Genomic DNA, 25,740 nt, shown 5'->3' with positions numbered 1-25,740 from the left:
CCTCCATTAAAAAAATTTATTTTTTTACTTCTGTTTTCACACTGTTGCGTTTCTTTAAATAAATATGTTTTTCAAATGTTTTAAACGGTTTAAGCCCTCTACCGCCACCTTGATAAAACTTACCGAAAAATTCTACATACTGTAAACGTGCGCCATGAACATAAGCACTTAAAAAACTCAAGAAAATATTAATGGCATGCAATAAAGCAAACAGTACAAGTCCAATCGTAAACTTACCCACTGGTGGAAACAAATCAATAATTAAATTAAAAGCTTGGGCGATACTTCCCCCAGCAATACCTAACGCCATTAAACGCGTGTAACTAACTAAATCTCCCACATAACCAGTGATGCCATAAAGTGCATAAAGTCCACCACCAAAACCTAAAAGCTTATTCTCAGACTGAACCGCAGAAAAAACTAACAGTCCTACTACATTAATCCCCACTAGCACACTTCCAGCTAAGGTAATGATAGATTGGTTAAAGACTAACATGCCTAGTACAATTAAACCAATCCCCCCAAGAATTCCAACCCAAGAAAATGATTCGACATACCCTTCAATTGGTTTTTTCTTGCGTATGAGTATCGTTCCATTGATACATAAACCAAAGAGTAATTGAATAAATCCAAAAACTACCGATGTAATTAGAATAGCATTTACATCTTTTTGCGGATTCAATACATTGAATGGTAAGGCATACCCAAAGAATGAACCATAGATTAAGCCCCAAATAATAGTTGGATAAGATAGTAAATAGAAGAAGCGCATATTTTTTCGTAGGCCCTTATCTAAGTTAAATAGTTTTTGGGCAGCTAACGTTGCAAGTAACAAAATCAAACCATACCCAACATCTGCAACCATCATTCCAAAGAATACCATATAAAACGGCATTAATAGTGGTGTCGGATCAACATCATCGTATTTAGGCATACTGTACATTTCCGTTAACGTTTCAAACGGTGCCACTACTGGATTATTTTTCAAAACTGTTGGAACATGGGGAACTTCAGTTTCTTGAATTTCATCATCCATGATTACAAAACTATCTTCTGGTACATCTTGTTTTAGATACTCAATTAATTCAGATATTTCAGCCTCTTCAAGCCAACCGTTTAGAATAAATAACCGAGTTCCGTTCATTAATAAAGATTGGGCAATTTCTCGTTGCACTAAATTCCCATAATATTCTTCGCCAAGCTGCAATAAATCAACTTGATCTTGGTAGCCTTCAATTTGCTTTTTCAATTCATTTTGTCGCTGAATCAGTTCGGCACTTTCGGTTTGAAGTTTTACTAATTCTTCCTTTGGTGCCAACTTATAACCATACTTTAATGACATGAAATGATGATGGTGAAGAATTTTTTCGATTGCTTCAAGATCTTTTTCATCTACAACAATCATGCAACCTAGTTCATCTCGTGTTTGATAAACTTCTTCAAAATAACTATTTTTTTGTTGCGCAATAGCTAATTTTAAACTCAGTCCACTATCAATTGAAACCGTTCCTACCTTAATGACAAAATAGCGAAAATCGTCTACATTTTTAGGTGAAAAACCTAACTTCTGCCATTTTTTTAAAAAGCTTTCTGCTTCATTTTGTCGTTTACGTAACTGATCCAATTCTCGCAATTCAATTTCAATTGTTTTAATTTCTTCACAGACAGTTAGAATGGAACTCTTTTCGATTCGTTGTTCCAGTTCAACTAACGTATAACTTTTACGACCTTCTTTTAACTTTTTCATACCACCTTTTATTGGTAGAAAAGCTTGTAAATATGCTTGTGTTTCTTGAATTAGTCGTAATTTTTCTTCCAATTCTTTACGGTTAACTCTTCGATCATCTCTTTGATAATAAGTAAGAAGCTCGGATTTTTCTTCTAGAGTTTCTAAATCAACTAGTTCCATCTTTTGTAATTCTTGTACAGTTTTTAATACTGTTTCTTTCTCAGAATGCTTGGCAATAATTGTTATTTTTTTCATCTTAGCGATGGCCATACTGACGGATAACCTCCCTTACAATATCTTCAACCACCTCAGTTTTTCTTGTTGTTACTTGTTGGGTAATTTCTTCTAAGGTTTGATTTAATTCTGCTGTTAATTGAGCCTGATCTTCTATTAATTTTTTTTGATAAGCTAATTGTTGCTGGTTTTTGTAGTTCTCCAAAGAATCTTGTACTGCCACTTCTTTGAGACGCAACTCTTCTTGGGCTTCATCCAAAATTTGTTGTTTTTTAATTTGACCAAGTTCTTCGATTTTACTGCCTTGTTCTTCGGCTTCTTTTACAAACTGAATTGTTTCGCCTGTCATAAACTCACCTCCACCGTTATAAAAATGCAAAAAAAGAGCGCAGACTACCAATGTATTCTCCTCACCCCTGAAGAATATACCTTGAAAGCCTGCGCCCAACCGTTTTTTACATTAAGTTAATCTAAATTTACCATACTTAAAATCCCTTGTCAATTCCTCTTCATTTAAGTTGTCCTAGTAAAAAATTCAGATTAGTTTTCTTCATTATAGGGGTAACAATTATTAAAAACACTAGAATTGACGATTATCTTCTGGCAAGGATTGCTTCGATTTCAGCTAGTTCATTTAAAGAAAAACTTAGATTCTTCAATGCTTTCACATTATCTTCAATCTGACTTACACGACTAGCACCAATTAAAACACTAGTCACTTTCCCATCTCTTAAAAGCCAAGCAACAGCCATTTCAGCTAACGTCTGACCACGATTCAACGCAAGCTCATTTAAAGCACGAGATTTTTCCAAATTGGCTTGAACCGATATTTCATCCAAAAAGGGGCTTGAGGAACGGCCGGCCCGGGAATCTTTAGGTATTCCTTCTAGATAACGATTTGTTAACTGTCCTTGTGCTAAAGGACTAAACACAATAGAACCCAACCCTTCTGTGATCAAGATATCCTGCAATTCATCCTCAATCCAACGATTGTACATATTATACGTAGGTTGATGAATAATAAAAGGCGTCTTTAGCTCTCTAAAAATCTGACTAATCTCTATAGTTTGCTGAGCAGTGTAATTAGACACGCCAATATAAAGTGCTTTCCCTTGACGAACCATTAAATCTAAAGCTTGTGCCGTTTCTTCAAAAGGCGTATCTGGATCTGGACGATGAGAATAAAAAATATCGACATAATCTAAACCAAGTCGTTTTAAACTCTGATCGATACTTGCAGTTAAACTCTTTTTAGATCCCCATTCACCATAAGGTCCCTCCCACATATGATAACCAGCCTTACTGGAAATAACTAGTTCGTCACGATATGGTTTGAAATCTTTAGCTAAAATCCGACCAAAATTTTCTTCTGCACTACCTGCTGGTGGTCCATAATTATTGGCTAAGTCAAAATGCGTAATGCCTAAATCAAATGAACTGCGGACCATCTCTCGACTATTTTCAAATAAATCAACATCACCGAAATTGTGCCACATACCTAATGAAATAGCAGGTAATTTTAACCCACTCGTTCCTACTCGATTGTAGATCATGTCCTGATATCGATTCTGATCTGCTTGATACATCCCTAATCCTCCTATCACTAATTTTGTGCTTCTTAAGTATAGCGCTTTCACTATTATGCTACAAGTCTAATCCTTAAAAATTAACACAACTAGTTAAATAACATATAAATAGTCTATCACAAAAAAACTCTAACAGCAGACTCTATTTATATACACATTAAGCTGTAGTCTTGTAATTTATAAAAAACAAAGATATCGCTTCAAAATACTATTCAACATCCAATGAACTATCTGCTAGTGTACACACTCATTCCAAGATTTTCCAATTCAAGTTATTTTTTTATAAAAGATTGCTAATTTAATAAAATTTTTTTCTATTTTACACATAGTATAGAAAATGTTTCTGCAATCGACTTTAAAAATTAAAAATCTAGTAAAATCAACATTTAAAAAATGGAGTTCACTAGATTTTATAGAGATTAAATTCGTTCTTCTCCAAATGAAAAAACTGCTACTGATCCAAAACCAGTATGCGTCGCAATGGTTGGACCATATGAATAAATCAGAATTTCTTTCACCTGAACTTGTTCTAATAATGCTTTTTTTATAGCTTCAGCCTCATCTGGTACGCCTACATGTCCGATAATAATCGTTTGTTCAGCGTCGTTTCGTAGACCTTCAACCGTTTTATTCACTAAATAATGTAAAGATTTTTTCCGTCCACGTACCTTAGCAATCGGCTCAAGACTACCTTCACGATTCACAATAATGATTGGTTTTACATTAAGTAAGGATCCCATAGTTGCTGCTACAGATGAAATACGTCCACCACGCTCTAGATGTTTCAAATCATCTACCGTCACCCAAGAATGAAGTTTCATCTTATGACTTTCAACCCATTCTGCTACTTCTGTCAAGCTCTTTCCTTGTTCTTTTAACAAAGCTGCTTGATACACTAACAAGCCTTCTCCTAAACAAGCTGCTTTTGTATCAATAACTGTAATATCTACCGTTTCATAAGCGTCTTTTAACATTTGGACAGCTGAAAGAGCATTGTTATATGAACCACTTAAGCTAGAAGAAAAAGCTAAATATAAAATTGGCTCACCTTTTTCAACATACGGTTTAAACGCTTCATAATAAGTACCAATATTTATTTGGGAAGTAGCTGCTTGTTTGCCTTCTTTTAATTGCTCAAAAAAATTAGCTCTGTCAAATGTTTTTCCTAAATCGTCAATATATTCTTTTCCGTCGATGGTAATAATCATACTTATAATAGCAATTTTCTGCTGCTCAACGAAATCTAAGGGTAAATCCGAGCATGAATCGGTAAAAATTTGATAACTCATTCTAACAACTCCTTATAACCTTCTTATTCTCTTACTTATTATTGCATGTTTTCCCTTTAAAATACACTGTTCTTAAAAAATAAATAAAAAAGCTTGCAAAACTGAACGTTTGTTCGTATAATAAGATATACAAACAAACGTTCGGAGGTTTTAACAAATGGAAAATTATTTCGCTGAAAAACAAAACCGCACTTTAAGCTTTCTACAAAAGAAATTTCAAGTAGGAACTGCTGCTACTCATACATTAAAAGTGTTGCCACAAATGCCCGAAAGTCAAATTCACTTATTCCTTAATCAAGCTTTTGAACAAAGAAAACCAATTACGGTTCAAATAAATAAAACAAAACACATTCTTGCTATTAATGAACAGACTGGTTTATTACGTTATTCACCACGTGAACAAAATCGTGTCATTCTTGAAAGTAAGACTGATAATACCGTTCATATGATTGCCTTTGAAGATATTCGTTATATTCGTTTAGCTAATTAATAAAAACCACATCTCATTTATTTCTAAATGAGATGTGGTTTTTATTTTAAAAATGCTTGATAAATTGTATCTGGTTTATAGGATGCTCCATGAAGTTTTGAAACTATCCAGTCAGTTAAATCTTCCATTGAGATTTGATAGATGCCATTTTCCTTCATTGTCTCTACATAAAAGGGCGTCACAATTAATTTTGCTTCTATCGTGTCACCGTTTAAGCTGATTGGCTCAAACCACATATGCTCACATTCATTTTCTCCCTTACCAAAACGAATCCCACATTTTATAATAAACTGCCATTCAGGCTCTGTCTTTTTCTTAAATAACCCACTAAATAAACCTGATTTCACTGGTTCCTCATGATATTGATTAAATAAGTTTTCAAAATAAACCCAACGTTTTTTAGCTTTTAAGATTAATTGAGCTGTTTCTTTATCTGACTTCAAGGTCATGATAGATTGCTGATCCAAAAATCCATTAAAAATCGTTTCAAAATGGTCAACCTCTTCTCCACCAAATATGCCAAATATTAAGCTGGAAGGACCAGAATGATACTCATCACGATCAGCAAGATCACCTAAAAACCGACCATTTGGTTCAATTGGTGTACTAAAGTCCGCAGTTTCAACATTCCACAGTTGTTGTAAAGGGATTTTCTTGCCAACGTAGCTTAATCCTTCTTCCCATGGAACTGGAATACAAGAAATCAAATAGTTAGAAGTTTGAATACAAGATAAGGGTGTTTGAAAATTCATTTCCTCTTGGTTGATACATCTATTCACAAACGCACCAAACAAATCCTCAATCCCATAAGTAGAGTCTAACTTATTGGGAATAATCAATTCTAGTTCAGTTAATCTACAACGTGTCAACCCATGAGTATGGAACCAATAGTGATCTGGTTCTTGATTGGCTGAATTTTTTGAATCATAAACTGCATGAATCGTATATAAACTTCCAATTTCTGGCAACAAATCGGATTCAGTTTGAAAAGCCAACCAGTCGTTAGAGAAAAGCTTGTTCGCAGCAGATACATCTCGTCCAATAATTAAATCTGGAGCCAAAGTATAAAGTAACTTTAACTGCAACAGATAATCTGTCAAAATATTTCTCCCAAAAATGGTACCAACATATAATTCCATTGGAGCTTGATTTGCAGCTTGATAGATTGCTTCCGAAAATGGTTCTGTTTTTTGCATGTACTCAAATTCAAATTGTTCCACCTCTGAATTAAGCTTCACTAAAAAAGAATAAACCTCTTCTTGATACATAAATTTCACTTCTGCACATTCATCCTCTTCACTTAGCCACTCAATTAAACTAAATTCGGAATTTTTAGTAAATCTTTTTTCTAATTGCTCCATTGTTTGCTCATTTGGCAAGAAAGCAGCTAGTGTAGATTGATCTCCCACGATAGTTCCTTGACTGACTTGTTGGTAGAATTCTTGATTGGACACTATATCCCCCCCTTTTTTGTCTTATTAAAAGATATCATTATTTTATCAAATTCGGATTAAAAAGGATATCGTTATTTTAAAGAAAAAAAGGATTTCTAACCCATTACGGCTAGAAATCCTACTCTATTATTTACTTGAGCGAACTGGATCTAATTTGCGTTCTAAGAATCCTAAGAATAGATCACTGATAATAGCCATTGCTGCAGTCGGTAATGCTCCAGCAAGAATAATGGCTGTTCCATCTGTTGCGTTGGTTCCACGAATAATAATATCCCCTAACCCGCCAGCTCCAATAAATGAACCAATTGCAGTAATCCCAATTGCGACAACTAAAGCATTGCGAATCCCAGCCATAATGACTGACATAGCTAAAGGCAATTCAACCATGTAGAGAATCTGAAACTTGGTCATTCCCATACCTTTACCGGAATCTAAAATATTACGATCGACACTCCGCAAACCTGTATAGGTATTTTTAATAATTGGCAACAATGAATACAAAAATACTGTTACAATTACAGTACTTACGCCTAATCCTAACCCTAACATTAAAATCGACAACATTGCTAGCGAAGGAACCGTTTGAATCACATTGGCTGCTCCAATAACCCAGTTAGACATTTTTACATGTCTAGCAATCCAAATCCCTAATGGAATTCCAATAATTGCTGCAAATAACACACCATAAATTGAAATTAAAAAGTGGCGCATAAATTGGCTAAAGACATAAGAACCATTCTGATTAAAATAATACATCAATTGTTGAAGAATATTCATCTTGTCCATTAATTATCGCCCTCCTTTTCAAAATAATTGTGTTCTTTTAAGAAATCCTCTGCAACAATCTCTGGTTCAACTAAATCATTATCTGATTTATAATTTAATTTTTGCATTGTTTCTGTTGAAATTGTACCTTCAAGCTTTGTTAAGACTTTATCAATTTCTGGATAAGCCTTTAGAATATCATAACTTGCAACAGGACTAGCATCATAAGGTGGGAAGAATTTTAAATCATCTTCCAACACTACTAAATCATAGCTAGCAATCCGTCCATCTGTTGAGTATCCTAAAACTGCATCCATTTTACCAGCAGCTAAGGCATCATAAACGAGACCAATCTGCATTGGATACACTCGTTTAAAGTCAAAGCCATAATCTTCTTTAAATGCTTTATAACCATCGCCTTCTTTTTCTAACCAAGACGTATCGACTCCAGCTTCTAGTTGGTTAGCAACAGCTTTAAAATCACTAATTTTTTTCAAATTGTATTTTTCTGCCGTTTCTTTGGTCACCATAAAAGCATAGGTATTGGCAAAACCATAAGAAGGATAATATTTTTGATCAAACCGTTTTTTGAATTCTTTTTGAACGATTTCTAACGTTTTCTTTGGATCTTTCTCAGCCGGTAGTTGCAGGATAGACGTTAAATCCGTTCCTGTATAACGTGCTGCTGAGATATTTGCATCTCCATTTAACATCGCTTGATGGTTAATTGTAGTCGAACCTAGATTATTAATTACTTCTACCTTTTGATCCGTATAATGTTCAATCATTCCTTTAACAATTCCAGCTAAAATTTGTGTTTCAGTTGTGACTCCACCCGTTACTTTAATAGCTTCTTTTGATCCACTACCTAACCCTGGTAAACCACAACTACTTAGAACAAGGACCACCAGAACAAGGGTCACAATGCTCTTGAATTTTTTCATTGTGTTCATTTTGGTAAGCCTCCTATTCATTTGTTTTTAATGCTAATGGGGTTAACCAATTTTCTAGTTTTCCAAGTAAAAAGTCAGCTAATAATGCTAAAATAGTTACTGGAATTGTACCACCAATAATCAATTCAGGTTTGTATAAATTTAAACCATTGAAAATGAAATCCCCTAATCCGCCCGCGCCAATATAAGATGCTAACGTTGCCCAAGCAATGACATAAACTGCACCTAGACGGATTCCAGCCATAATTACTGGTCCCGCTAAAGGCAACTCAACCATTATAATCGACTGGATATTGGTCATACCCATTCCTTTAGCTGCATCTTTTAAATTCGGATCGACACCTTTTATTCCTAAATACGTATTGCGTAAAATTGGCAATAAAGAATAGATAAAGAGTGCGACAATCGCTGGTGTTTTTCCAATTCCTAAAAACGGAATCATTAAAGCTAATAATGCTAGCGATGGGACTGTTTGTAATACACTGGCTAAACCAATTACAATAGAAGCAATTTTTGTTGTTCTCGTTAAAATAATTCCCAATGGTACGGCAACAATAATCCCTAGCCCTAAAGCTACTGCTGAAATATAGATGTGTTCTCCAGTTTTAAGCAATAGATCAGAGCCATAGGTATTAAAAAAATTCATCATTTTTAGTTCCCCTCTCTACTCTTTGCTTTCGTTGGTTAATTCTGCTGGTTCCACTTCAAGTTGTTGACTAACTTCTGGTGTTGAGGACACTTCATCGACTTCTTCTTCACCCCAGATTGTGTCATACACCACATCAACTAGACTGGCACGAGTGACAATTCCAACCAAATGCTCTTTTTCATCAACAACTGGTACATATTTTAAGCCACGTTTTAAAATACGACGCACAGTATCTCGTAGTAAAGAATCTTTTCTTACAAAGAAAGCACTTTTATTCATAATATCTCCAACACTGGTTGCTGTTTTATGATTATAATCAATACTTTCAATATCAATATATCCTTTTAATACACCAGCATCATCTGTAACTAATAACGTATCAACCCGTTTATCTCGCATCAATCGAATCGCATCGGTAAGTGATTTCCCAGGTGTAATTGAGATTGGCGTTTTAAGCATTACTTGCTCAACTGTTTGAATATTTGGTCGTGCTTGAATCAACCGTTCATGTCCAATGAATTCCTCAACAAACTTATCTGCTGGCTCGCGTAAAATATTATCTGGTGTATCAAACTGAATCACACGACCCTCTCGCATAATCACAATCCGATCAGCAAGTTTTAATGCTTCATCCATATCATGGGTAACAAAAATAATCGTCCGTCCCATTTCTTGTTGCAATTCTTTTACTAAATCTTGTAACGCATCTCGTGTAATCGGATCTAGTGCACCAAATGGTTCATCCATTAATATGATATCTTGATCCGCTGCTAGCGCTCGAACTACTCCAATTCTCTGCTGTTGTCCACCTGATAATTCAGAAGGATAGCGATCCAAAAATTCATCTGGTAAATCAACTAACTTAATTAAACGATTCGCAATTTCTTGGCGCTTTTCATCTGGCCATTTAAGTAACTTAGGCACCATCACAATATTTTCTCGAATCGTCATATGTGGCATCAGACCAATTTGTTGAATAACATAACCAATCTGACGGCGTAATTCAACTGGGTCTTTTTTAGTAATGTCCTCTCCATTGATTAGAATTTGTCCAGAGGTTGGTTCAATCATTCGATTAATCATTCTCATAGTGGTAGTTTTTCCACTCCCACTGGTTCCAATAAATGCAATAAACTCTCCTTTTTCAAAAGTTAAATTTACATTGTCAACAGCTTTTTTCCCACCTTTATAAACTTTTGAAACATTTTTAAATTCTAACAAAACATTCACCCCATTGACATAAATTTTATTTGTAAAAAATTAATACAAATTTAATCATCTTGTTATCTATTATCCCTGAAAACCGATTAGATTTCAAATTTCATGTTTAAAAAATGCCTAATTAATGAAAAAAAAGGACTACTCTACTCCTATACATAAGGTTTTTACTTATTTTTAAATCTTTTCAAAATTTGGCTTTATTTTGTTAAAAAAATGGAAAATTACTTTTTCTCTTAACTTTAAAACCTACTAGAAATCCTTTTTCTACGATACAAGATGAGATGCTTAAAAACCACTCTTCACTATAGAAAAAGCAACTCCTATTAAAACTAACAGGAGTTGCTTTTTTTTCTATAAAATTGGGGATAACAATCGGGAAAATTCTTGTTTAAACTTCATCCAACTGGATTGATTTTCTATTATTTCCTCAGTTAATAAATAACATTTTTTAATATCATCTTCGTAGATTTTTTGTAATTGTTGAGCAATGGCTGGGTCATAAATAAAGGCATTCACTTCAAAATTTAATTTAAAACTCCTAAAATCAAAGTTTGCCGTTCCAACTGACGCAACCTCACCATCAATCACAACGGTCTTAGCATGTAAGAAACCATTGTCATAGATATAGACTTTCGCACCAGCTGCAACCATCTCACCTGCATAATAAGTAGTCGCTCGATAAACAAAAGGATGATCCGGTTTATTAGGAATCATAATCCGTACATCAATACCTGACATTGCTGCAATTGTAATCGCATCAAGAACACTATCATCTGGAATAAAGTAAGGAGATTGAATATAAATTGATTTTTTCGCCATACTAATCATTTTGATATAGCCTTTTTTAATCTGTTGTTGTTCTGAATCTGGACCACTCGAAACGATTTGCATATTGGACTTGCCCTTGTTTGGAATGATTGGAAAATACTCCTCTTGATAGTCAAGACGATGCTTATCTACTGCTGCATTCCAATCCATAATAAAGCGACTTTGCAAAGCCAATACTGCATTTCCTTGAATTCGTAAATGAGTATCACGCCAATAACCAAACTTTTTATCTTTGCCTAAATATTCATCACCAACATTAAATCCACCAACATAACCAATTTTCCCATCAATCACAACAATCTTTCGATGATTCCGATAATTTAGACGTAAATTGATAATGGTCCAATGAGAGCCAAAGAATGGCTCCGCCCTACCACCTAGACTTTCTAAGTGATTAAAAAAGCGATGTTTTGTTGATCTTGAACCCATAGCATCATAAATTACCAACACTTCAACACCTGCTGCTGCACGTTCTTCTAAAGCTGCCAAAATACGTTTGCCTAAATCATCTTGATGAATCGTATAATATAACATATGCACATGATGTTGCGCTTGCTGAATATCGTGAATCAAAGAATCAAATTTCTTATTACCATCAATAAATAGGTCAATTTTATTTCCTTTAGTCACAATAGACTCATCGCTTTCTAAAAATAGACTAGCGATTTCTTTTGTATTCTCTGTTGATTGCTTACTAGATAGTAATTCATCATCCAATAGCATTTCTTTTTGAGCAATAACTAACTCTTTCATCCCAATACTTTCTTGCGTTTTGATGTCAAAAATCTTTTCTCTTGAGATTTTTTTCCCAAAAAAGAGATAAATGATAAATCCAATAATTGGCAATAAAACTAACACTAATAACCATGCCCAAGTAGCTGCTATATCACGCTTCTCACGAAATACAGTCACTACTGCCAAAATAATATTAAGAATAAAAATTGCGTTTACAACCCACATAAATGTACTCATGAAAGCCTCCTTTTAATGTAACGATACCTATTTATTCTACTATGAAGGTTCCAAATATGCCACAATTATTATTTAAATAAGAAACAAACATAAAAAGAGCTTAAAACAAAACCAAATATTGGCCTATTTTAAGCAATTTTTTTATTTAGAATTGGAAACAGACGATTCTTCTGTAGTTAATAGAAAAGGACTGTTTTTTGGAATAAATAATTCAGGCATCTTCGGAGCAAGAATAGCTAAAACGCCTAGTGTTACTGCAGCTGATGCTAATCCACTAGCTCCGTTCATCACTAAAGAAAAGACAAATGGGCTCATGCCACCAAAAGCGTAATCTCCCCAGAAAATCATTCCAGCAATAAAATGCCAGAAGTAACGTGCCACTGTTCCGACTAACGTACCAATTAGAATCCATTTGAACCATTTTTTTTGTCCCTGAACCGCTTGCTGCACTTGTTTTGCAAAAATACCTGAAAAACCTGTGAAAGCAAAAGCAATTAAATACTCTATTAAAACTTGCGGAACACTTAAAAAATAGACCTTCCCTAATAGAAAATGTAAGACACCCCAGAGAAATCCAGCGACAAAACCAGGTAAAAAGCCTCGTCTAAAACTATATAATACTAACGGAATCATCCCTAGTGAAATTGAAAAACTAGAACCGATTTCCAACGGAATAAAAGATAACGCCATAGCTAAAGCAGCCATAATCGTCCCTTCAATCCAAACACCTAAATTTTTATTTAACAAAAAAAACTCCTCCTTGTGTGTAGAACAGGGCCACACAACAAAGGAGGAGCTCGAATTATTTTAGTTAATAATACTTTGCCCCGTCACAATCCCTACGCTCGTACTAACGAACAGGTTCTAAGGGTTAGAATCAAAGATTCAATCTCAGCTGAAAACAGCACCCCTTTGTGATGGTTGTTCTATTTAATTAGTGTAATCTTTGATTACTGTTACAGTTTAACAGCCATGTTTTAAATTGTCAAATAGTCCTCTTCTTTTAATTTGATATTTACCTATTACATCACCGAATTCACTGAATTTAAGTCTGTTATTTGTCCTTAAAAAAATTCAGCTAATTTGCTACAATCTACTTTTTTTGTATTATTTCACACGTTATCTTTAAAGTGAGTCTCACATTTTGAAACAGTTTACTGAATCTTATAATACACAAACAGCCTTCTTCATCTCTACGATTATTTCTGTTAACTTTCAGAAAAAGTTGGCAAGTCCGCTTCAAATAATAATTCGTCAATTTCCAATAATAGATAGCTATGACTAATTCCATAAATAACAATGGCATCCCAATGATGCTTTGGATACAATTGGGCATAACCATTTTTTTTCAATAACTCATTGGTTTCTTCCACAGTCAGTTGAAAGCCGATAGCCAAAGCCACTGCTTTTTCCCTAGAAGGTCGACGTTTCCCATCAAAGTACTGATAACCAGTAACTTCTGAAATCCCAGCAGAACGAATCACAGTAATTTTTTTACATTTTTTAAGCGTTAGTAGATTGGCTAAGTAATCTTTTATATCTTCATTAATTAAATAAGATTGATGTTCGTCAAATAACATAGCAAAATCATCAGCTGCTTTTATTTGATTCATTAAATGTTCCGTATCTTTTTCCAACAAATTAAGTCCCCTCCAACTAGTTTCACTTAATAGTATACCACTTTATCGCTTCTTTATTCGATTTCTACAGGTACTTTTATTTATTACTAGATTTGCTATAATGTAGAATGTGAGTAAAAATAAGGAGCTGGAGCATGATTGAGAATCACTATAAAGAAATAGAAACTTTGACAAATAAAGAAAACGGACCGATTCTTGTCCGACATAACCAAACAAAAGAGTTTTTTGTAAAAAAAATATATACATTAGATTTGTTAGACAAATTAAAAAAATTACAACAAATCAACCATCCAAATTTACCTAGATTACAAGAAATAATTCCATTAGAAAATGAACTTTGGGTCTATGAAGAATTTATTCATGGAAAAAATCTGAAAGAATATATGCTTACTCAACAATCGACCTCCATTACAACCAAAGAAATTTTGAATATTGCAAGCAGTGTCACTCAAGCTCTAATGGTTTTACATGAACGAAACATTATTCATCGTGACATTAAACTAACCAATATTATGATTTCTAACGACCAAGTCATTAAGCTAATTGATTTTGATGCCGTCCGTCTCTACGATGGAAAAAAAGAACAGGATACTGTTAATCTAGGGACAATGGGATATGCTGCCCCAGAGCATTTTGGATTTGCAGAAACAGATGAACGGAGCGACCTTTATTCATTAGGCGTTGTTCTAAATGTATGCGACAGCCATGAGTACCCTACTAAAAAGCTAAGTACGAATCCCTATTTAGCACCAATTATCACAAAAGCAATCAAATTAGATCCTTCCCAACGGTTTCAAACTGCAAAAGAAATGCAGTTGGCTATTCAAGAACAATTAGACTTACTAACAGAAACAAAAAAAACAGCTACTACACCTATTTCTCTCAAAAAAGTGACATCTTCTGTTAGTGAACCTGCTTTCAAGGAAGCCACTAAACCATTAAAAAGTTCGAGTTTAAAGCCAAAAATAATCACACGCATCCCTGGATTTAGAAGTAATATATATTGGAAAAAAATTATTGCTCTATTTGGTTATCTCTTCATACTATTATGTTATATTATCTTAGCTTCAACTAAAGGTAATGCAATTGATCGGCTACTTGAATGTGTTAATTTTACAATTATGATGATAGCTCCTCTGTTCTTTTTTCTTAATTTTTTAGGGGTACAAGATCGTTTGCCCTTCTTTCGCTCGCCGAAACGTTCATCTAAAATTATCGGCTATCTTTTATTTATCGTAGTTTGGTTTATCATTGTCGGAACGTTTATTGAAATCACAAGCGGGCTTTATTCTCCTGAATACTATAAATAAAACCAGTCCTCTCATAAAAAATCTATCCTAGCATCTTCTGCCTAGATAGATTTTTTCTTTTATTTAAAAGTATGCTACTTGCATAGGACTATTTCTTTATTATTTGGCATAATGACCTTGTAAGACGGACTAAATAATAAAGGAGAATGTTAAAATGAAAAAAAGTTTATTAAGCGGTTTAATTTTAGGTGTAGCATTACTAACGGTTGGGTGTGGTAATGGATCTTCTGAAACAAAAGCAAGTTCATCAGAAAGTGCTGTTTCAGAAAGTACAAAAAAAGAAGCAGATAATGGAACATTGGGTAAATACAAAGTAAGTATTTTAGGTTTTTCTAAAGCTGAAGATTATGAAGGAACCCCAGTAGGAGTGGTTCAATATGAATTTACAAACAATAGTGATACAAATCAAATGTTCAGTGTAGCGATTGGAAGCAAAGCGTTCCAAAATGGTGTTGCTTTGGATACAGCAGTCATGACAGAGGATGGTTATACAGATAGCTTGACCGAAATTCAGCCAGGTGCAACAATCACTGTCAAAGTTGCTTATAAATTAGCTGACCAAGAAGCTCCCGTAACAGTGGAAGTGTCAGAAAATTTCTCTTTAGGTGATGATAAGTTAACAAAAGAGTTTCCTTTAAATTAAAAAATGAAGCCCTAGACACATGAAATTGGTGGTTCAACTGGATTCCTGCTACTTTATACGAACTAGCAGGAATCCAGTTTTAGTAAACTAAAGATTACACACATCTAATTCTTTAGTTTACTTCTATAGATGATTGGTGGATTACTTGTTTTTGTCGGAGCAGGTAGCTACAGTGATTTAGTTATTTGGTCCGTCATCTGCTTATTCCTTGGGCTCCTGTTATTTTTCTCTATCCGAAAAATTCAGTAATTCCTCAAACCACAAAAAGAGCCTTCATCTTTTTTAGATGAAGGCTCTTTTTTAGAGAATAAAAGATAGCAATCTATCTACAAATTAATCACATGAATAGTTACCATCTTCTAGTCGGCAACTTCCTCCAGCTGTTTCTTCAATAATCGGTTGTAGAGTCACTTGATCTTGTTCCTTAATTCTCTGTATAGCCTGTTTGATAGCTAATAATGGCTGTGCACCAGATAGTTCATATTTGCCATTAATAACTAAAGAAGGTGCTCCTTTGATTCCATAATGCTTTATTAATTCAATATCTTCTTGCACTTTTTCTGCTGTTTTCTCGTCAGCAAATAGCCTACGCCATTCCTCTAAATTAAATCCCAATTTTATGACTTCTGCTTCGATAATAGCTATCTCTTCAATATTCTTATTGTTCATGAATAAAGCTGTCTGTAGCGCATCAAATAAATCCCAATACCCTTCACTCCCCTTAAGAATCTCCGCAGCTTTTACAGCGGTTAAACCGTTCATCGAGGTTGGAAATAAGAAATTCTGTTGCTTCATACCTTCAATATTAAATCGATGTAAATCATCATTTTGATTAGCATGTTTCCAATGAGTCATAATTTCCTTTTTAGCATTTTCTCTTGAGCCAAACAGTGTATCAAAATCTGTTGGTTCTTGAACTAACGCGTAAGAACGATGGATAATCTCAATCTCCGGCATTTCTTCTTTTAGTTGCCTCATTCTATAAGACATTGGGAAGCAAAAGCTACAAATAACATCGTGAAAAAATTCAATTTGCATATTAGTTCATCCTTTCTTTATTCCATTTAATTCTATGTTACTTATTTTTTGTAAGCTATACAATAAATATGCTTGATTGTCTATTTAGAAAATAAAATAGGAATAAAGTCTGAAAAATCAGACTTCATTCCTATTCTCTTTCATTAAAACAATCAATATACCTTCTGTACCTTAGATTTTTTAGCCAAAATCCAACCATTTAAACCAGAAGATGCCACTAAACGATAACACGTATAATCGTCTAAATATTCTATTAACTGATCGGTAGTTTCGTAATAAACTGGCCAATTATGTGTTCTTCTTTCTATTAATAGTTCTTGATTCAACTTAATAAAATCCTGAAGAGTACATGTATCAATTTGAAAAAGAATACTATCCTTGATGCTATCTAAAAAATAAAAAGTTAACATATTTTCAAAAGTAATGGTATAGACTGCAGGATTCCCTGCTAAATTTGATTGAAGTGTCATTGTAATTGTTGCTCGTTCAAAATCAACAGCATATGCCAAAATTTTACTGTCACCTGATACTTGATTGATAAAAAAGTCCGACATTCTCTTTCTCCCCCTTTTGAAATTAATTCCTTTTTGCTAAATCTATCTTACCATTACTTACATTAAGTAATCAAACTAACGCCTTGATGTTCATTAAATAGTAAAAAAAATGTTATCAAATAATCTGAAAATGTAAAAAGATACCTTTCTCAAATGAGATCAGTATCTTCTACTATGATATATATTATTGAATCAATTATGTCGTGGTTGTCTTACTATTTTGTAACCTTAAGATTGTTCCTTTGCTATGAACTAACTATAACCAATCCTACTAAACAAATCAATAAAAAATAGTATTTGGTCACTTTTTCTCCACATATTGTACACATTTTTGTGACATTTTTGTAACCTTATAAAAATTAAATAACACAACAAAATATTATCCCTTTTGATACCAAAGAAAAACTTATCAGTTAGATAACATTTTTATTAATCTATACCATTTTTATAACTAAGTCAATCTTGCTTTAAGTTAATTTTATAAAAAATAACTTAGACATGATTATGTCAGAAAAACTCTAAAAATAATTGGAAATCTTTAGAGTTTTTGGTTAAACATTGAATTAACGATAAATCATTGTCTTTTTGTGAGTTTCTACCGTAATTTTTCCATTTTTAATGACATATAAGCGTTCCGGTATATCAATAATCGCGTCATGTTTAACGAACGTATCCAGTAAAACTAAATCAGCTTGATTGCCCACTGAAATCCCATAATTGGTTAATCCTAAGGCTTTAGCTGGGTTTTCAGTGATCATTGGTAAAACTGTAGGTAAATCATCTGCACCACCTAAATGTCCCACAGGAATTGCCAGCATCGCTGTTTGTAGAATATCCCCATTGCCGTATGGTGTAAATGCATTCCGTATATTGTTCGTTGCAATACACATATTGACACCGCCATCTCTTAGCTTGCGAATCGGTGTCACAGCTCGTCTAACATTGGATGTATCATTACGTGCACCTAAATGCAAATCCGTTGCCGGCAAAGCCATCACACTAATTCCAGCTTCAGCAATCAAAGCAACAATTGGATCCAATTGTTCTTTAGGTAGTGCATGAAGTGCAGTCAAATGTCCCACTGCAACTCGACCTTGATACCCTTCAGCAATAGTTTTATGGCATAAATAGTCAATCGAAAGACTATTGGCTTCATCACTAAAATCTTGATGTAAATCAATTGGTTTATTGTATTTCTTAGCAATCTCAAAAACTAAATCAATGTGTTCATTAGCTGGTGCATCGTTATAAGGAATTCCTCCAACAACATCTGCGCCCATCTCCATTGCTTCATACATCATTTTTTCTGTACCAGGTGCTTTAAAGATTCCCTCTTGAGGAAAAGCAACTACTTGAATATCGACTAAATCTTGATATTCTTTTTTTAAAGCCATAATTGTTTCAAACCCAGTAAAGCCTTGTGCTGGATCAAATTCAGCATGAGTCCGAATAGTCGTTACTCCACGAGGTATAATCATGTCCAAAGCTTTCTTAGCACGAATATAGATATCTTCCTTTGTAAAGGTTGGCTTTAATTCAGCAGTAACGTTAATAGCTTCTTGTAAAGTACCAGATTTATTTGGTTTGCGGCTAGCAATTAGTGCCTTATCTAAATGAATATGGCTTTCAACAAATCCTGGAATCAATACTTTGCCATTTGCTTCAATGATTTTTGTCGCAGGTTGATTGATTTCCTTTTCAATAGCACTAATTTTGCCATCTTTAATCCCAACATCTTGCAATTCTGATTCATCGTCTAAACGTACTTTTTTTAATAAAATATCCATTTTTATTGCTCCTTATCTTCTCGAATTTATTTAAGCAAACACTAAAGAAATAACTAAAAGTAAAACTGAAGCTAAACTAATCCATTTAATATTTCCTTTAACTACATCTAAAATTGGAATTTGGAATCCGGAAGATAAAGCCTGCATAGTAATATTCACAAAACTCATTTGACTTCCTAAACCGACTCCAATGGCTACAAACCCTAATGCTAACGGAGTGAAGCCTAATGAAACAGCTACTGGCAGTACTAATGTTAGTACTGAGCCTACGTATGCACCTGCTGGAATACCAATTAGAATTCCAGTTAAAACAGCCACCGGAACTACTAAAAAGGCAGGTGCATGATTCGCAACTCCTGCAATAACAGCAAATGTCCCTGTTTCAGCAATGACATTTATGAAGGCTAAGAAAATTCCTACTTGGAAAAGACGCGTTAAAATATAAGTTGAACCATCAACCATTGATTCTACAGATTGATTTAAAGAGAATTTGGTACAAACAAAGATTAAGAAAATAGTAACAACCATATAAACTAATGGTGTAAAGATTGCAACACCAGTTAATTCATTGACAACTGGTCCAAAAATAACGGCAAATAATAAGAATATCGCAGGTAAAGTAATTTTAAAGAGCTGTCCATTACTTAAGCTTGAATATTCATCTGAAGCATCTTCTTTGAAGCCAATCTTACGTCGTTTCGTCCCAACAAAGGCTAAAACAATTGCAATAATAACAAAAAACAACCAATAAGGACGCATTGTTGCAACGTATTCACTTACTTTTACATCGCCTAACTTAGAAACAATACTTGATTCTAACGATGCTGGCGAGGTTGTAAAAGAAACGGCAGCTGCTAATGACATAGCTGCAATTAATTCTGGAACTACTCCTACTGCAGCAAAAGCTAGTGGTGCAATCACCATAGCACTTCCGCCACCAATACCAGACATATACGTAGCTGCAGCTAATAAAATAACAATGAAGGCTGAAACATACTCTACTTTTCCTTTTGTCCCACGTTTTGCTAGGGTTAAAGCAGCCGTATACCCTCCTGATTTAAACACAGCCATGGCAATTGCTGAATTCACAATCGGAACTGTGATACTTAGCATGGTTGGAATAGTTTCTAAAAATTGTTGATTGGCTTCGGCTAAACCGATACCTCCAAGCAACATTGCAACGACTCCACCTGCCAAACCGGCAATAATCATATCGACTTTTAAAAATAACAATGTTAGCACCAATATTAATGGTACGATTGTTAACAATGCCATAAAACCTGTTGGTGTTTTAACCGCCTCAATTCCAGCAGCATAAACGATTGATGGTACAAACATGAGAATTAAAACAGTAGCTAAAATAACTACTTTAAATTGCTTCATTTTCATTTATAATTCCTCCTTTTATCCTTTGAGTTGGTGAACAAATTAAAAAATACCATACATAAAACAACCATCCCCCAAGAAGTTATCTTGTTTTTAAACATAGATTTCTTTTTACACTAATAAGTTCCTTATTATTGTAAGCGCTAACCGGAAGAATTGCATTAGCTTTGAACGATAAAGCTTTTAAGTATTTTTATCTAATAGAGACAATCAATTTGCTAGACAAACTATTAAATATTCGCTATTCTTTAATGGTGGAGAAGGAGTGAATTAGATGGCAATTTTACTAAAAGAAGTTCTCACAATCGATTCGCTAAAAAAGGCGCAATTAATTGAAACCGCTGGCATTCATGCAAATGAAGTGACAGATATTATGATTATCGAAGCACCTGATGTTGAGCATTGGTGTAGCCCAGGGCAATTGTTATTAAGTAGCCTTTATCGTTTTCATGATTACACTGAACAAGAGCAAATAGACTTCATTAAAAAATTGGTAGACTTAAAAGCTAGTGGACTCATTATTAAAACAAAACGATTTGTTGACCATATTCCAGAAGGCATCCATTTAGGGTGTCAAAAGTATCAGTTTCCTTTAATTCAGATTTCTAATGATGTTCGCTACACAGACATATTAGTTGAAGGAATGCAACTTTTGTTTGATCATAGAGCTCGTTTGCTTCATCATTATCGCGATGTTCATAACCATTTCTCACGCTTAGCTTTAAATCAAGCTACTACAATCGATATTATTCATGCCTTAGCTGAATTTATTGGCAACCCTGTTTCATTATGTACCGAAGATTTTACTGCGTTAGTTACAACAGATAAACGTTTAACTTTTTGCGATATTCGTGACCAACAAAACTTGGAAGAACGAAGAGGCTCTAATTTTTCTTATCAGCGGAAACTCGTTTCGCATCCTAATTTCCAGGAAAAGCTCTTCTCACAATTAGCCATTCCAATCTATCCAAATGAAGGCGCAACCAGGCTGCTAATTATCCATGAAATCAACCATGAAACATTGGAAATGGATTTTATGGCAATTGAAAATGCTGTGATTGCCTTGCAATTGGATATGCTTAAACAATCAGCTGTAAGCAATGTAAAACAGAATTATCTCAATGATTTATTTGATGATTTAATTTATGGAAAATGTTCTACATGGGAACAACGACTTGAATACGCACAATTATTAGGCTTAGATGAACACCAATGTTACCGAGTAGTGATTTGGCAATTTATTCAAGAAGAAGCACAGTCAAAAGATAATTACGAAGGACGGAAACGCCAAAATAAGCAAGCACAGCAGTTAATTCATCGTATTTTGCAATACTATCCAAATTTAAGTTATCGTATTCATAGCAATCGAATCATTTTAATTCTAGAAGATACCTATTTTAAATCAAACTCACTGAATAGTTTTAAGCAACATATGGAGACGATTCATACTCATTGGAATGGCGATGATTTGCAATTAGCCATTGGGATCAGCGAAGTTTGTCAATTAGCGGAACTAGATACAGAAGCACAAAAAGCCCTCAAAATCATTCAACAAGCTTATGCGTTAAAAATGACCAATTTTGTTTTATTTTATCAAGATTTAGGTATTTATCGAATGTTAGCGGAACTAGAACACATGAACCAATTAACGACTTTTATTCCTAGTAAATTAATTCTTTTAATTGAAACCTATCCTGAATGGGTTAACACGCTAAAAATCTATTTAGATGAAAATCAAAATTTGAAAAAAACTGCTGACAAAATATTTGTTCACTATAAAACTGTTACGTACCGTATTTCAAAAATCAAAGAACTTACTGCCATTCAATTTGATAATCCAGAAGAATTGTTGGGTATTCAAATAGGCTTGCGCATTCATTTGTTACAACAAGGATAAACCAAATAAAAAAGCGTGAGGCAAAACGAAAAATCGTTTAGCCTCACACTTTTTTTACTTTAGAAATAAATTTTTAAATAACGTTTTTGCTCAACTTCGTCAAAACCTTCTGTAATCTCATTTTCTTGTAGTTTATTGACATCTTTAACCATAACCGAAATATTGTTATTAATTTTAATTTTATTTTTAACTTTTTTACTGAATTTTTCTTTATTTTCTTGATTTAATTTGAAATTATCTGGAAAGCTCACATCATGACTTTTTTCATAGTTTTCCACTACTGTTTTAAATTGATCTTGCTTAGCTTCTGCAACTAGCACATCCGCAAAATCATCTAGATTAATCTCTTCTTGAACATCTAAATATTCTTGAGCTTCTTTAATAAATGCTGATTTTCCAACAATTCCATCATCATCTTTTTTAACAAATTCCGCACAAATATTAATAAAACTTTCTGCTAAAAAGCTATCGTTCTGAATTTTTTCAATATTTAAAAATAATTGTTTCCAATAAACACTGTCATCACGATTTAAACGATCTAAAGCAATCGCACGATAACCTTCTGTTTCGTTCAAATTAAAGACAATACAGCCTTTATCAATATCACTTTTTGTAATCCCTTTTTCATAGCCAATGGAAACGGCATTGTTGTCATAGTTATTTTTCAAGAAAATTTCTTTATTCTCTACCTTAAAAATACCAATTGCATCTGTTAATTCTCCCTCAATAATACAATCACTCATATAAATTAACCACAAATCACCCGCTTTTACATTAGGATGGCTTGAAGCCATATACAATTGTTTTACTAAGTTCTCTGAGCCTTCATAAAAACTCGTTTCCTCTTGAAAAATATCTTTCATATAGTTATATGATTCGTTATAATCTAAACTTGTTGTGTGGGTAAAATGATGCAGTTTAGCATCTTTAAATGAGGACAAGAAAATCTCATGAAGAATCTCACTCATTTCTTCATCTAGCTCATCAATAATATTTTCAGAAAGCTCATATCCTTGTTCTTGAGCTTTATTCCCAACAAAATGGACTATAATTTGTTTCATTTTTGCATAAGAAAAATCGAACATTTCTTCACCTACTTTTTCTAATCTAATTTTACTCTATTCACTATTATAGCGATACTTTAAAAAAATAGACACCTTTTTCTACCAAATTGTGCATAAAAAAAGAACTTGGTATGAGTGAACCTCATTCTAAGTCCTTTTTCCATTTTAGTTAACTATTCTTCAGCTGTAATCCCTGTCCAAGCAGACATTCCACCAGTAACATTAGTTACGTGAAAGCCTTTTTCACGTAGAAAATCAGAGGCTTGAACCGAACGAACTCCTGAATGACAAATAACATAATAATCAGTTGCCACATCTAGTTCCCCAATCCTATCTGTAAGCTGTGAGAAAGGAATATGTTGCGCATCCGGAATATGACCTGCCATAAACATTGGTTCTTCCCGAACATCAAGAATGGTTAGTTGTTCAGTCTTTAATTTTTGAGCTAATTCGTCCGTACTAATTGATAGGTACATTGTGTCATCTCTTTTCAATAAATTATTCTTATCTATTCAACCATACCTAGTTGTGAAAAAAAACGCAACTATTTTAACTTAATGCCAGCCTTATTAGAATCGACTATTTTTACATTAGCTCTTTTTCCATCCGATAATTAATAAACTCTTGGTGATCAACAGAAACAATTTGTTGCTGTATTTTTTTAAATCCCACTGCTTCAAAAAATGGCACTGCTGTAATACTTACATTTGCAGTCAGCCTTTTTAGCGACGTATCGTTTACTTCTGTGAGTAACTGTTCCATCAACAGCTGCCCAATGCCTTGTCTTTGATAACGAGCATGAACAAAAAACAAATTCAATTCACCAGAAGGTTCTAGCTCTAAAAAGCCACTAATTTCTTGATTTTTATTACGAGCAATTAACGTCTTACTGATACATAATTTTTCAGACCATTGTTTAGAACGCTCATCTTCTCTATGCTTTCCTTGCCACGCCTGTAGTTGAGACTTTGAATAATCTTGGCTATTAATTTCCTCAATCGTTTGATAAAAAAGTTGAATCAACTCGGTGATATCTGTCGGTTTAAATCTTTCAATCGTCACATTTTGCCATTCAACAGTTTGATGTAACGCCCGTAATAATTGGTCTGTTAGCACCCACCCATTTTTAGCTAGTTCTAACTCATAGTCACAAGGAACATGACGCAATGCCTGTGAAACTTCTTTATTCAATTTTGTATAGTTTACTTTGCCATCCATTTTCTTCACTCCGATTGTAATTAATCCTATTTTTCACGACAAATTCTACCCAGTCCCATGCATCACACATTCACCTCTTTGTTCAAAACCTTCCAGTGAACTCATGAATTAATTGAACTTTATTTTCTTTTCCAAGCTCAAAACAAGCACTATCATCCTTTCTTGCAAAGGAAATTAACTTTTTACTATTCAAGATTCACCCCATTCCAAAAACCAGCCTTCATCTTTTTATCCCATTCGTCTAACGAGATAAATTCAAACATTTTCAGGGATAAATGGTGTCCTACTTGTTTTAAGTACTGATACAGCGCTAGATTCTCAATGCCTTTTCCATCCTTAACCAACTGTCAAAATACTTGTGGATTGCCTTCGCCATCATAAACTAGTTTAGCATAAATCTCATACTCTTCTAACTCTTTTATTTGCTCTTCGTCAATCCCTTTGATTTCATTTTCAAGGTAAACTCGCTAATGGCTGTCTGGACATCTTCATAATCCTGTACTTGTTTTTTGCTCATGGAACGCACGCTAACCGCTTGTTTTTTTGAAACTGAAACGTACATATCACTACTAATGGCGTTCCTCCTTTTCAGCTAGGATGACTTTTTTTTCATATGTCCCGTCAGCTAATTTATGTTGAAGTTTCAGTTTTTCACGGGTTAATTCATTGTTACTTTCCTCTAAGTAGTTCTGCACATCTCTTGATTCAAGGCGGTCGCTTTTTAGATGCGCCTGTTTAATCACTTTTTATTTTTGGCATAGATTCCCATTTTTATAATAATGGTTATTTAAAATTCTAGTATATATTTTCTATAATGAAAACTAAAAAATCATAACGCTATTTTAAATAAATTAGTTAACACTCTTCTTAAAAGCAAATAAGCTAGGCAGAATTCTGATTAAACTTATCAGAATTCTGCCTAGCTGTCTTTAATTTATTACTAATTGTCGAAATAGTGAAGGACCTGTGCTGCTTCACTATTTTCATAGGAACAAATGTCCGAATACTCTTCTCTTTCAGCTAATGTCTCTTT

25 protein-coding genes, 1 riboswitch and 1 other annotated feature are annotated in these 25,740 nt (G+C 33.8%); of the genes, 4 read left to right on the top strand and 21 right to left on the bottom strand.

From position 1 onward, the window contains the following. Positions 1 to 16: 16 nt before the first annotated feature. The 4 genes from BR43_RS03250 to BR43_RS03235 form a co-directional block, all read right to left on the bottom strand. The gene (locus BR43_RS03250; RefSeq protein ID WP_245617812.1) at positions 17 to 1,984 is read right to left on the bottom strand and encodes a V-type ATP synthase subunit I; all 1,968 of its coding nucleotides are present in this window, start codon (positions 1,982 to 1,984) and stop codon (positions 17 to 19) included. Position 1,985: 1 nt separating this feature from the next. Next, entirely contained in the window at positions 1,986 to 2,312 is a 327-nt protein-coding gene (locus tag BR43_RS03245) for a DUF445 domain-containing protein (protein ID WP_034559440.1), read from the bottom strand. A gap of 55 nt (positions 2,313 to 2,367) precedes the next feature. Beyond that, positions 2,368 to 2,413 (bottom strand) — a sequence feature (sodium ion sensor (DUF1646 type); this cis-regulatory element may regulate processes involved in with the transportation of sodium ions). Positions 2,414 to 2,556: 143 nt separating this feature from the next. Continuing rightward, positions 2,557 to 3,549 carry an L-glyceraldehyde 3-phosphate reductase gene (gene mgrA, locus BR43_RS03240; RefSeq protein WP_034559438.1) on the bottom strand — a complete coding sequence of 331 codons (993 nt, stop codon included), beginning with the start codon at positions 3,547 to 3,549 and terminating at the stop codon, positions 2,557 to 2,559. Positions 3,550 to 3,968: 419 nt separating this feature from the next. Further along, positions 3,969 to 4,838, bottom strand: coding sequence for a DegV family protein (locus BR43_RS03235; protein ID WP_034559436.1), 870 nt, complete (start codon positions 4,836 to 4,838; stop codon positions 3,969 to 3,971). A 157-nt stretch (positions 4,839 to 4,995) separates the two neighbouring features. Between BR43_RS03235 and BR43_RS03230 the strand changes: the two genes are divergently transcribed. Then, the gene (locus BR43_RS03230) at positions 4,996 to 5,328 is read left to right on the top strand and encodes a hypothetical protein (RefSeq protein WP_034559434.1); all 333 of its coding nucleotides are present in this window, start codon (positions 4,996 to 4,998) and stop codon (positions 5,326 to 5,328) included. A gap of 41 nt (positions 5,329 to 5,369) precedes the next feature. On the opposite strand, the gene BR43_RS03225 is transcribed toward BR43_RS03230, so the two are convergent. From BR43_RS03225 to BR43_RS03190, 8 genes are all read right to left on the bottom strand, one after another. Beyond that, complete coding sequence (locus BR43_RS03225) at positions 5,370 to 6,782, bottom strand: DUF4026 domain-containing protein (RefSeq protein WP_051933796.1); 1,413 nt, start codon at positions 6,780 to 6,782, stop codon at positions 5,370 to 5,372. A 126-nt stretch (positions 6,783 to 6,908) separates the two neighbouring features. Beyond that, positions 6,909 to 7,568, bottom strand: coding sequence for an ABC transporter permease (locus BR43_RS03220; protein WP_034559432.1), 660 nt, complete (start codon positions 7,566 to 7,568; stop codon positions 6,909 to 6,911). Continuing rightward, positions 7,568 to 8,491 carry an osmoprotectant ABC transporter substrate-binding protein gene (locus BR43_RS03215; RefSeq protein WP_034560010.1) on the bottom strand — a complete coding sequence of 308 codons (924 nt, stop codon included), beginning with the start codon at positions 8,489 to 8,491 and terminating at the stop codon, positions 7,568 to 7,570. The genes BR43_RS03220 and BR43_RS03215 overlap by 1 nt, the downstream gene beginning before the upstream one ends. Before the next feature lie 22 nt (positions 8,492 to 8,513). Beyond that, positions 8,514 to 9,149: an ABC transporter permease gene (locus tag BR43_RS03210; RefSeq protein ID WP_034559430.1), complete on the bottom strand. Its 636-nt coding sequence runs from the start codon at positions 9,147 to 9,149 to the stop codon at positions 8,514 to 8,516. A 15-nt stretch (positions 9,150 to 9,164) separates the two neighbouring features. Further along, entirely contained in the window at positions 9,165 to 10,370 is a 1,206-nt protein-coding gene (locus BR43_RS03205) for a betaine/proline/choline family ABC transporter ATP-binding protein (RefSeq protein WP_034559429.1), read from the bottom strand. A gap of 351 nt (positions 10,371 to 10,721) precedes the next feature. After that, entirely contained in the window at positions 10,722 to 12,170 is a 1,449-nt protein-coding gene (cls, locus tag BR43_RS03200) for a cardiolipin synthase (RefSeq protein ID WP_034559427.1), read from the bottom strand. A gap of 141 nt (positions 12,171 to 12,311) precedes the next feature. Then, positions 12,312 to 12,917: an energy-coupled thiamine transporter ThiT gene (gene thiT / locus BR43_RS03195; protein ID WP_034559424.1), complete on the bottom strand. Its 606-nt coding sequence runs from the start codon at positions 12,915 to 12,917 to the stop codon at positions 12,312 to 12,314. A 72-nt stretch (positions 12,918 to 12,989) separates the two neighbouring features. Next, positions 12,990 to 13,092, bottom strand: a riboswitch (TPP riboswitch). Positions 13,093 to 13,378: 286 nt separating this feature from the next. Beyond that, positions 13,379 to 13,810, bottom strand: coding sequence for an XRE family transcriptional regulator (locus BR43_RS03190; protein ID WP_245617811.1), 432 nt, complete (start codon positions 13,808 to 13,810; stop codon positions 13,379 to 13,381). Between the two features lie 134 nt (positions 13,811 to 13,944). On the opposite strand from BR43_RS03190, the gene BR43_RS03185 reads away from it, so the two are divergent. Then, the gene (locus BR43_RS03185) at positions 13,945 to 15,120 is read left to right on the top strand and encodes a serine/threonine-protein kinase (RefSeq protein WP_034559422.1); all 1,176 of its coding nucleotides are present in this window, start codon (positions 13,945 to 13,947) and stop codon (positions 15,118 to 15,120) included. Between the two features lie 154 nt (positions 15,121 to 15,274). Next, complete coding sequence (locus BR43_RS03180; RefSeq protein WP_034559420.1) at positions 15,275 to 15,763, top strand: DUF5067 domain-containing protein; 489 nt, start codon at positions 15,275 to 15,277, stop codon at positions 15,761 to 15,763. A gap of 333 nt (positions 15,764 to 16,096) precedes the next feature. Here BR43_RS03180 and BR43_RS03175 read toward each other — a convergent pair whose 3' ends face one another. From BR43_RS03175 to BR43_RS03160, 4 genes are all read right to left on the bottom strand, one after another. Next, on the bottom strand, positions 16,097 to 16,801 hold the full coding sequence (locus tag BR43_RS03175) for a DsbA family oxidoreductase (protein WP_034559418.1): 705 nt from the start codon (positions 16,799 to 16,801) through the stop codon (positions 16,097 to 16,099). A 152-nt stretch (positions 16,802 to 16,953) separates the two neighbouring features. Then, entirely contained in the window at positions 16,954 to 17,355 is a 402-nt protein-coding gene (locus tag BR43_RS03170; RefSeq protein ID WP_051933795.1) for a hypothetical protein, read from the bottom strand. Positions 17,356 to 17,918: 563 nt separating this feature from the next. Beyond that, positions 17,919 to 19,142 (bottom strand): amidohydrolase family protein, encoded by a 1,224-nt coding sequence (locus BR43_RS03165; RefSeq protein ID WP_034559415.1) that lies wholly within the window; start codon positions 19,140 to 19,142, stop codon positions 17,919 to 17,921. Positions 19,143 to 19,172: 30 nt separating this feature from the next. Next, complete coding sequence (locus BR43_RS03160) at positions 19,173 to 20,480, bottom strand: citrate transporter (RefSeq protein ID WP_425393630.1); 1,308 nt, start codon at positions 20,478 to 20,480, stop codon at positions 19,173 to 19,175. Between the two features lie 322 nt (positions 20,481 to 20,802). Here BR43_RS03160 and BR43_RS03155 point away from each other — a divergent pair, with 322 nt between their 5' ends. Beyond that, on the top strand, positions 20,803 to 22,425 hold the full coding sequence (locus BR43_RS03155; protein WP_034559410.1) for a PucR family transcriptional regulator: 1,623 nt from the start codon (positions 20,803 to 20,805) through the stop codon (positions 22,423 to 22,425). 59 nt (positions 22,426 to 22,484) lie between these two features. Here the strand turns inward: BR43_RS03155 and BR43_RS03150 are convergent, their stop codons facing one another. The 5 genes from BR43_RS03150 to BR43_RS20120 all read right to left on the bottom strand — a co-directional run bounded on the left by BR43_RS03150 (position 22,485) and on the right by BR43_RS20120 (position 25,450). Next, a complete protein-coding gene (locus BR43_RS03150) occupies positions 22,485 to 23,486 on the bottom strand; it encodes a nucleoid-associated protein (RefSeq protein WP_245617810.1) in 1,002 nt (333 codons plus the stop codon). A gap of 176 nt (positions 23,487 to 23,662) precedes the next feature. Further along, the gene (locus tag BR43_RS03145) at positions 23,663 to 23,965 is read right to left on the bottom strand and encodes a rhodanese-like domain-containing protein (protein WP_034559406.1); all 303 of its coding nucleotides are present in this window, start codon (positions 23,963 to 23,965) and stop codon (positions 23,663 to 23,665) included. Between the two features lie 109 nt (positions 23,966 to 24,074). Further along, positions 24,075 to 24,707, bottom strand: a complete 633-nt coding sequence (locus BR43_RS03140) for a GNAT family N-acetyltransferase (protein ID WP_051933794.1) — start codon at positions 24,705 to 24,707, stop codon at positions 24,075 to 24,077. Between the two features lie 185 nt (positions 24,708 to 24,892). Further along, the gene (locus tag BR43_RS20125) at positions 24,893 to 25,051 is read right to left on the bottom strand and encodes a hypothetical protein (protein WP_169741013.1); all 159 of its coding nucleotides are present in this window, start codon (positions 25,049 to 25,051) and stop codon (positions 24,893 to 24,895) included. Between the two features lie 225 nt (positions 25,052 to 25,276). Next, positions 25,277 to 25,450, bottom strand: a complete 174-nt coding sequence (locus BR43_RS20120; RefSeq protein ID WP_169741012.1) for a hypothetical protein — start codon at positions 25,448 to 25,450, stop codon at positions 25,277 to 25,279. Positions 25,451 to 25,740: the final 290 nt, after the last annotated feature.

Origin of the sequence: Carnobacterium gallinarum DSM 4847 (assembly GCF_000744375.1) — a bacterium.
GTDB lineage: Bacteria > Bacillota > Bacilli > Lactobacillales > Carnobacteriaceae > Carnobacterium > Carnobacterium gallinarum.
This window is presented reverse-complemented; position numbering and strand designations above follow the sequence as displayed.

Coding starts and splice junctions, on each gene's coding strand:
- BR43_RS03250 (WP_245617812.1), bottom strand. CDS start 1,984: ATGAAAAAAATAACAATTATTGCCAAGCATTCTGAGAAAGAAACAGTA.
- BR43_RS03245 (WP_034559440.1), bottom strand. CDS start 2,312: ATGACAGGCGAAACAATTCAGTTTGTAAAAGAAGCCGAAGAACAAGGC.
- mgrA (WP_034559438.1), bottom strand. CDS start 3,549: ATGTATCAAGCAGATCAGAATCGATATCAGGACATGATCTACAATCGA.
- BR43_RS03235 (WP_034559436.1), bottom strand. CDS start 4,838: ATGAGTTATCAAATTTTTACCGATTCATGCTCGGATTTACCCTTAGAT.
- BR43_RS03230 (WP_034559434.1), top strand. CDS start 4,996: ATGGAAAATTATTTCGCTGAAAAACAAAACCGCACTTTAAGCTTTCTA.
- BR43_RS03220 (WP_034559432.1), bottom strand. CDS start 7,568: ATGGACAAGATGAATATTCTTCAACAATTGATGTATTATTTTAATCAG.
- BR43_RS03215 (WP_034560010.1), bottom strand. CDS start 8,491: ATGAAAAAATTCAAGAGCATTGTGACCCTTGTTCTGGTGGTCCTTGTT.
- BR43_RS03210 (WP_034559430.1), bottom strand. CDS start 9,149: ATGATGAATTTTTTTAATACCTATGGCTCTGATCTATTGCTTAAAACT.
- cls (WP_034559427.1), bottom strand. CDS start 12,170: ATGAGTACATTTATGTGGGTTGTAAACGCAATTTTTATTCTTAATATT.
- BR43_RS03185 (WP_034559422.1), top strand. CDS start 13,945: ATGATTGAGAATCACTATAAAGAAATAGAAACTTTGACAAATAAAGAA.
- BR43_RS03180 (WP_034559420.1), top strand. CDS start 15,275: ATGAAAAAAAGTTTATTAAGCGGTTTAATTTTAGGTGTAGCATTACTA.
- BR43_RS03175 (WP_034559418.1), bottom strand. CDS start 16,801: ATGCAAATTGAATTTTTTCACGATGTTATTTGTAGCTTTTGCTTCCCA.
- BR43_RS03170 (WP_051933795.1), bottom strand. CDS start 17,355: ATGTCGGACTTTTTTATCAATCAAGTATCAGGTGACAGTAAAATTTTG.
- BR43_RS03165 (WP_034559415.1), bottom strand. CDS start 19,142: ATGGATATTTTATTAAAAAAAGTACGTTTAGACGATGAATCAGAATTG.
- BR43_RS03160 (WP_425393630.1), bottom strand. CDS start 20,480: ATGTTTGTACCATCAATCGTTTATGCTGCTGGAATTGAGGCGGTTAAA.
- BR43_RS03155 (WP_034559410.1), top strand. CDS start 20,803: ATGGCAATTTTACTAAAAGAAGTTCTCACAATCGATTCGCTAAAAAAG.
- BR43_RS03150 (WP_245617810.1), bottom strand. CDS start 23,486: ATGAAACAAATTATAGTCCATTTTGTTGGGAATAAAGCTCAAGAACAA.
- BR43_RS03145 (WP_034559406.1), bottom strand. CDS start 23,965: ATGTACCTATCAATTAGTACGGACGAATTAGCTCAAAAATTAAAGACT.
- BR43_RS03140 (WP_051933794.1), bottom strand. CDS start 24,707: ATGGATGGCAAAGTAAACTATACAAAATTGAATAAAGAAGTTTCACAG.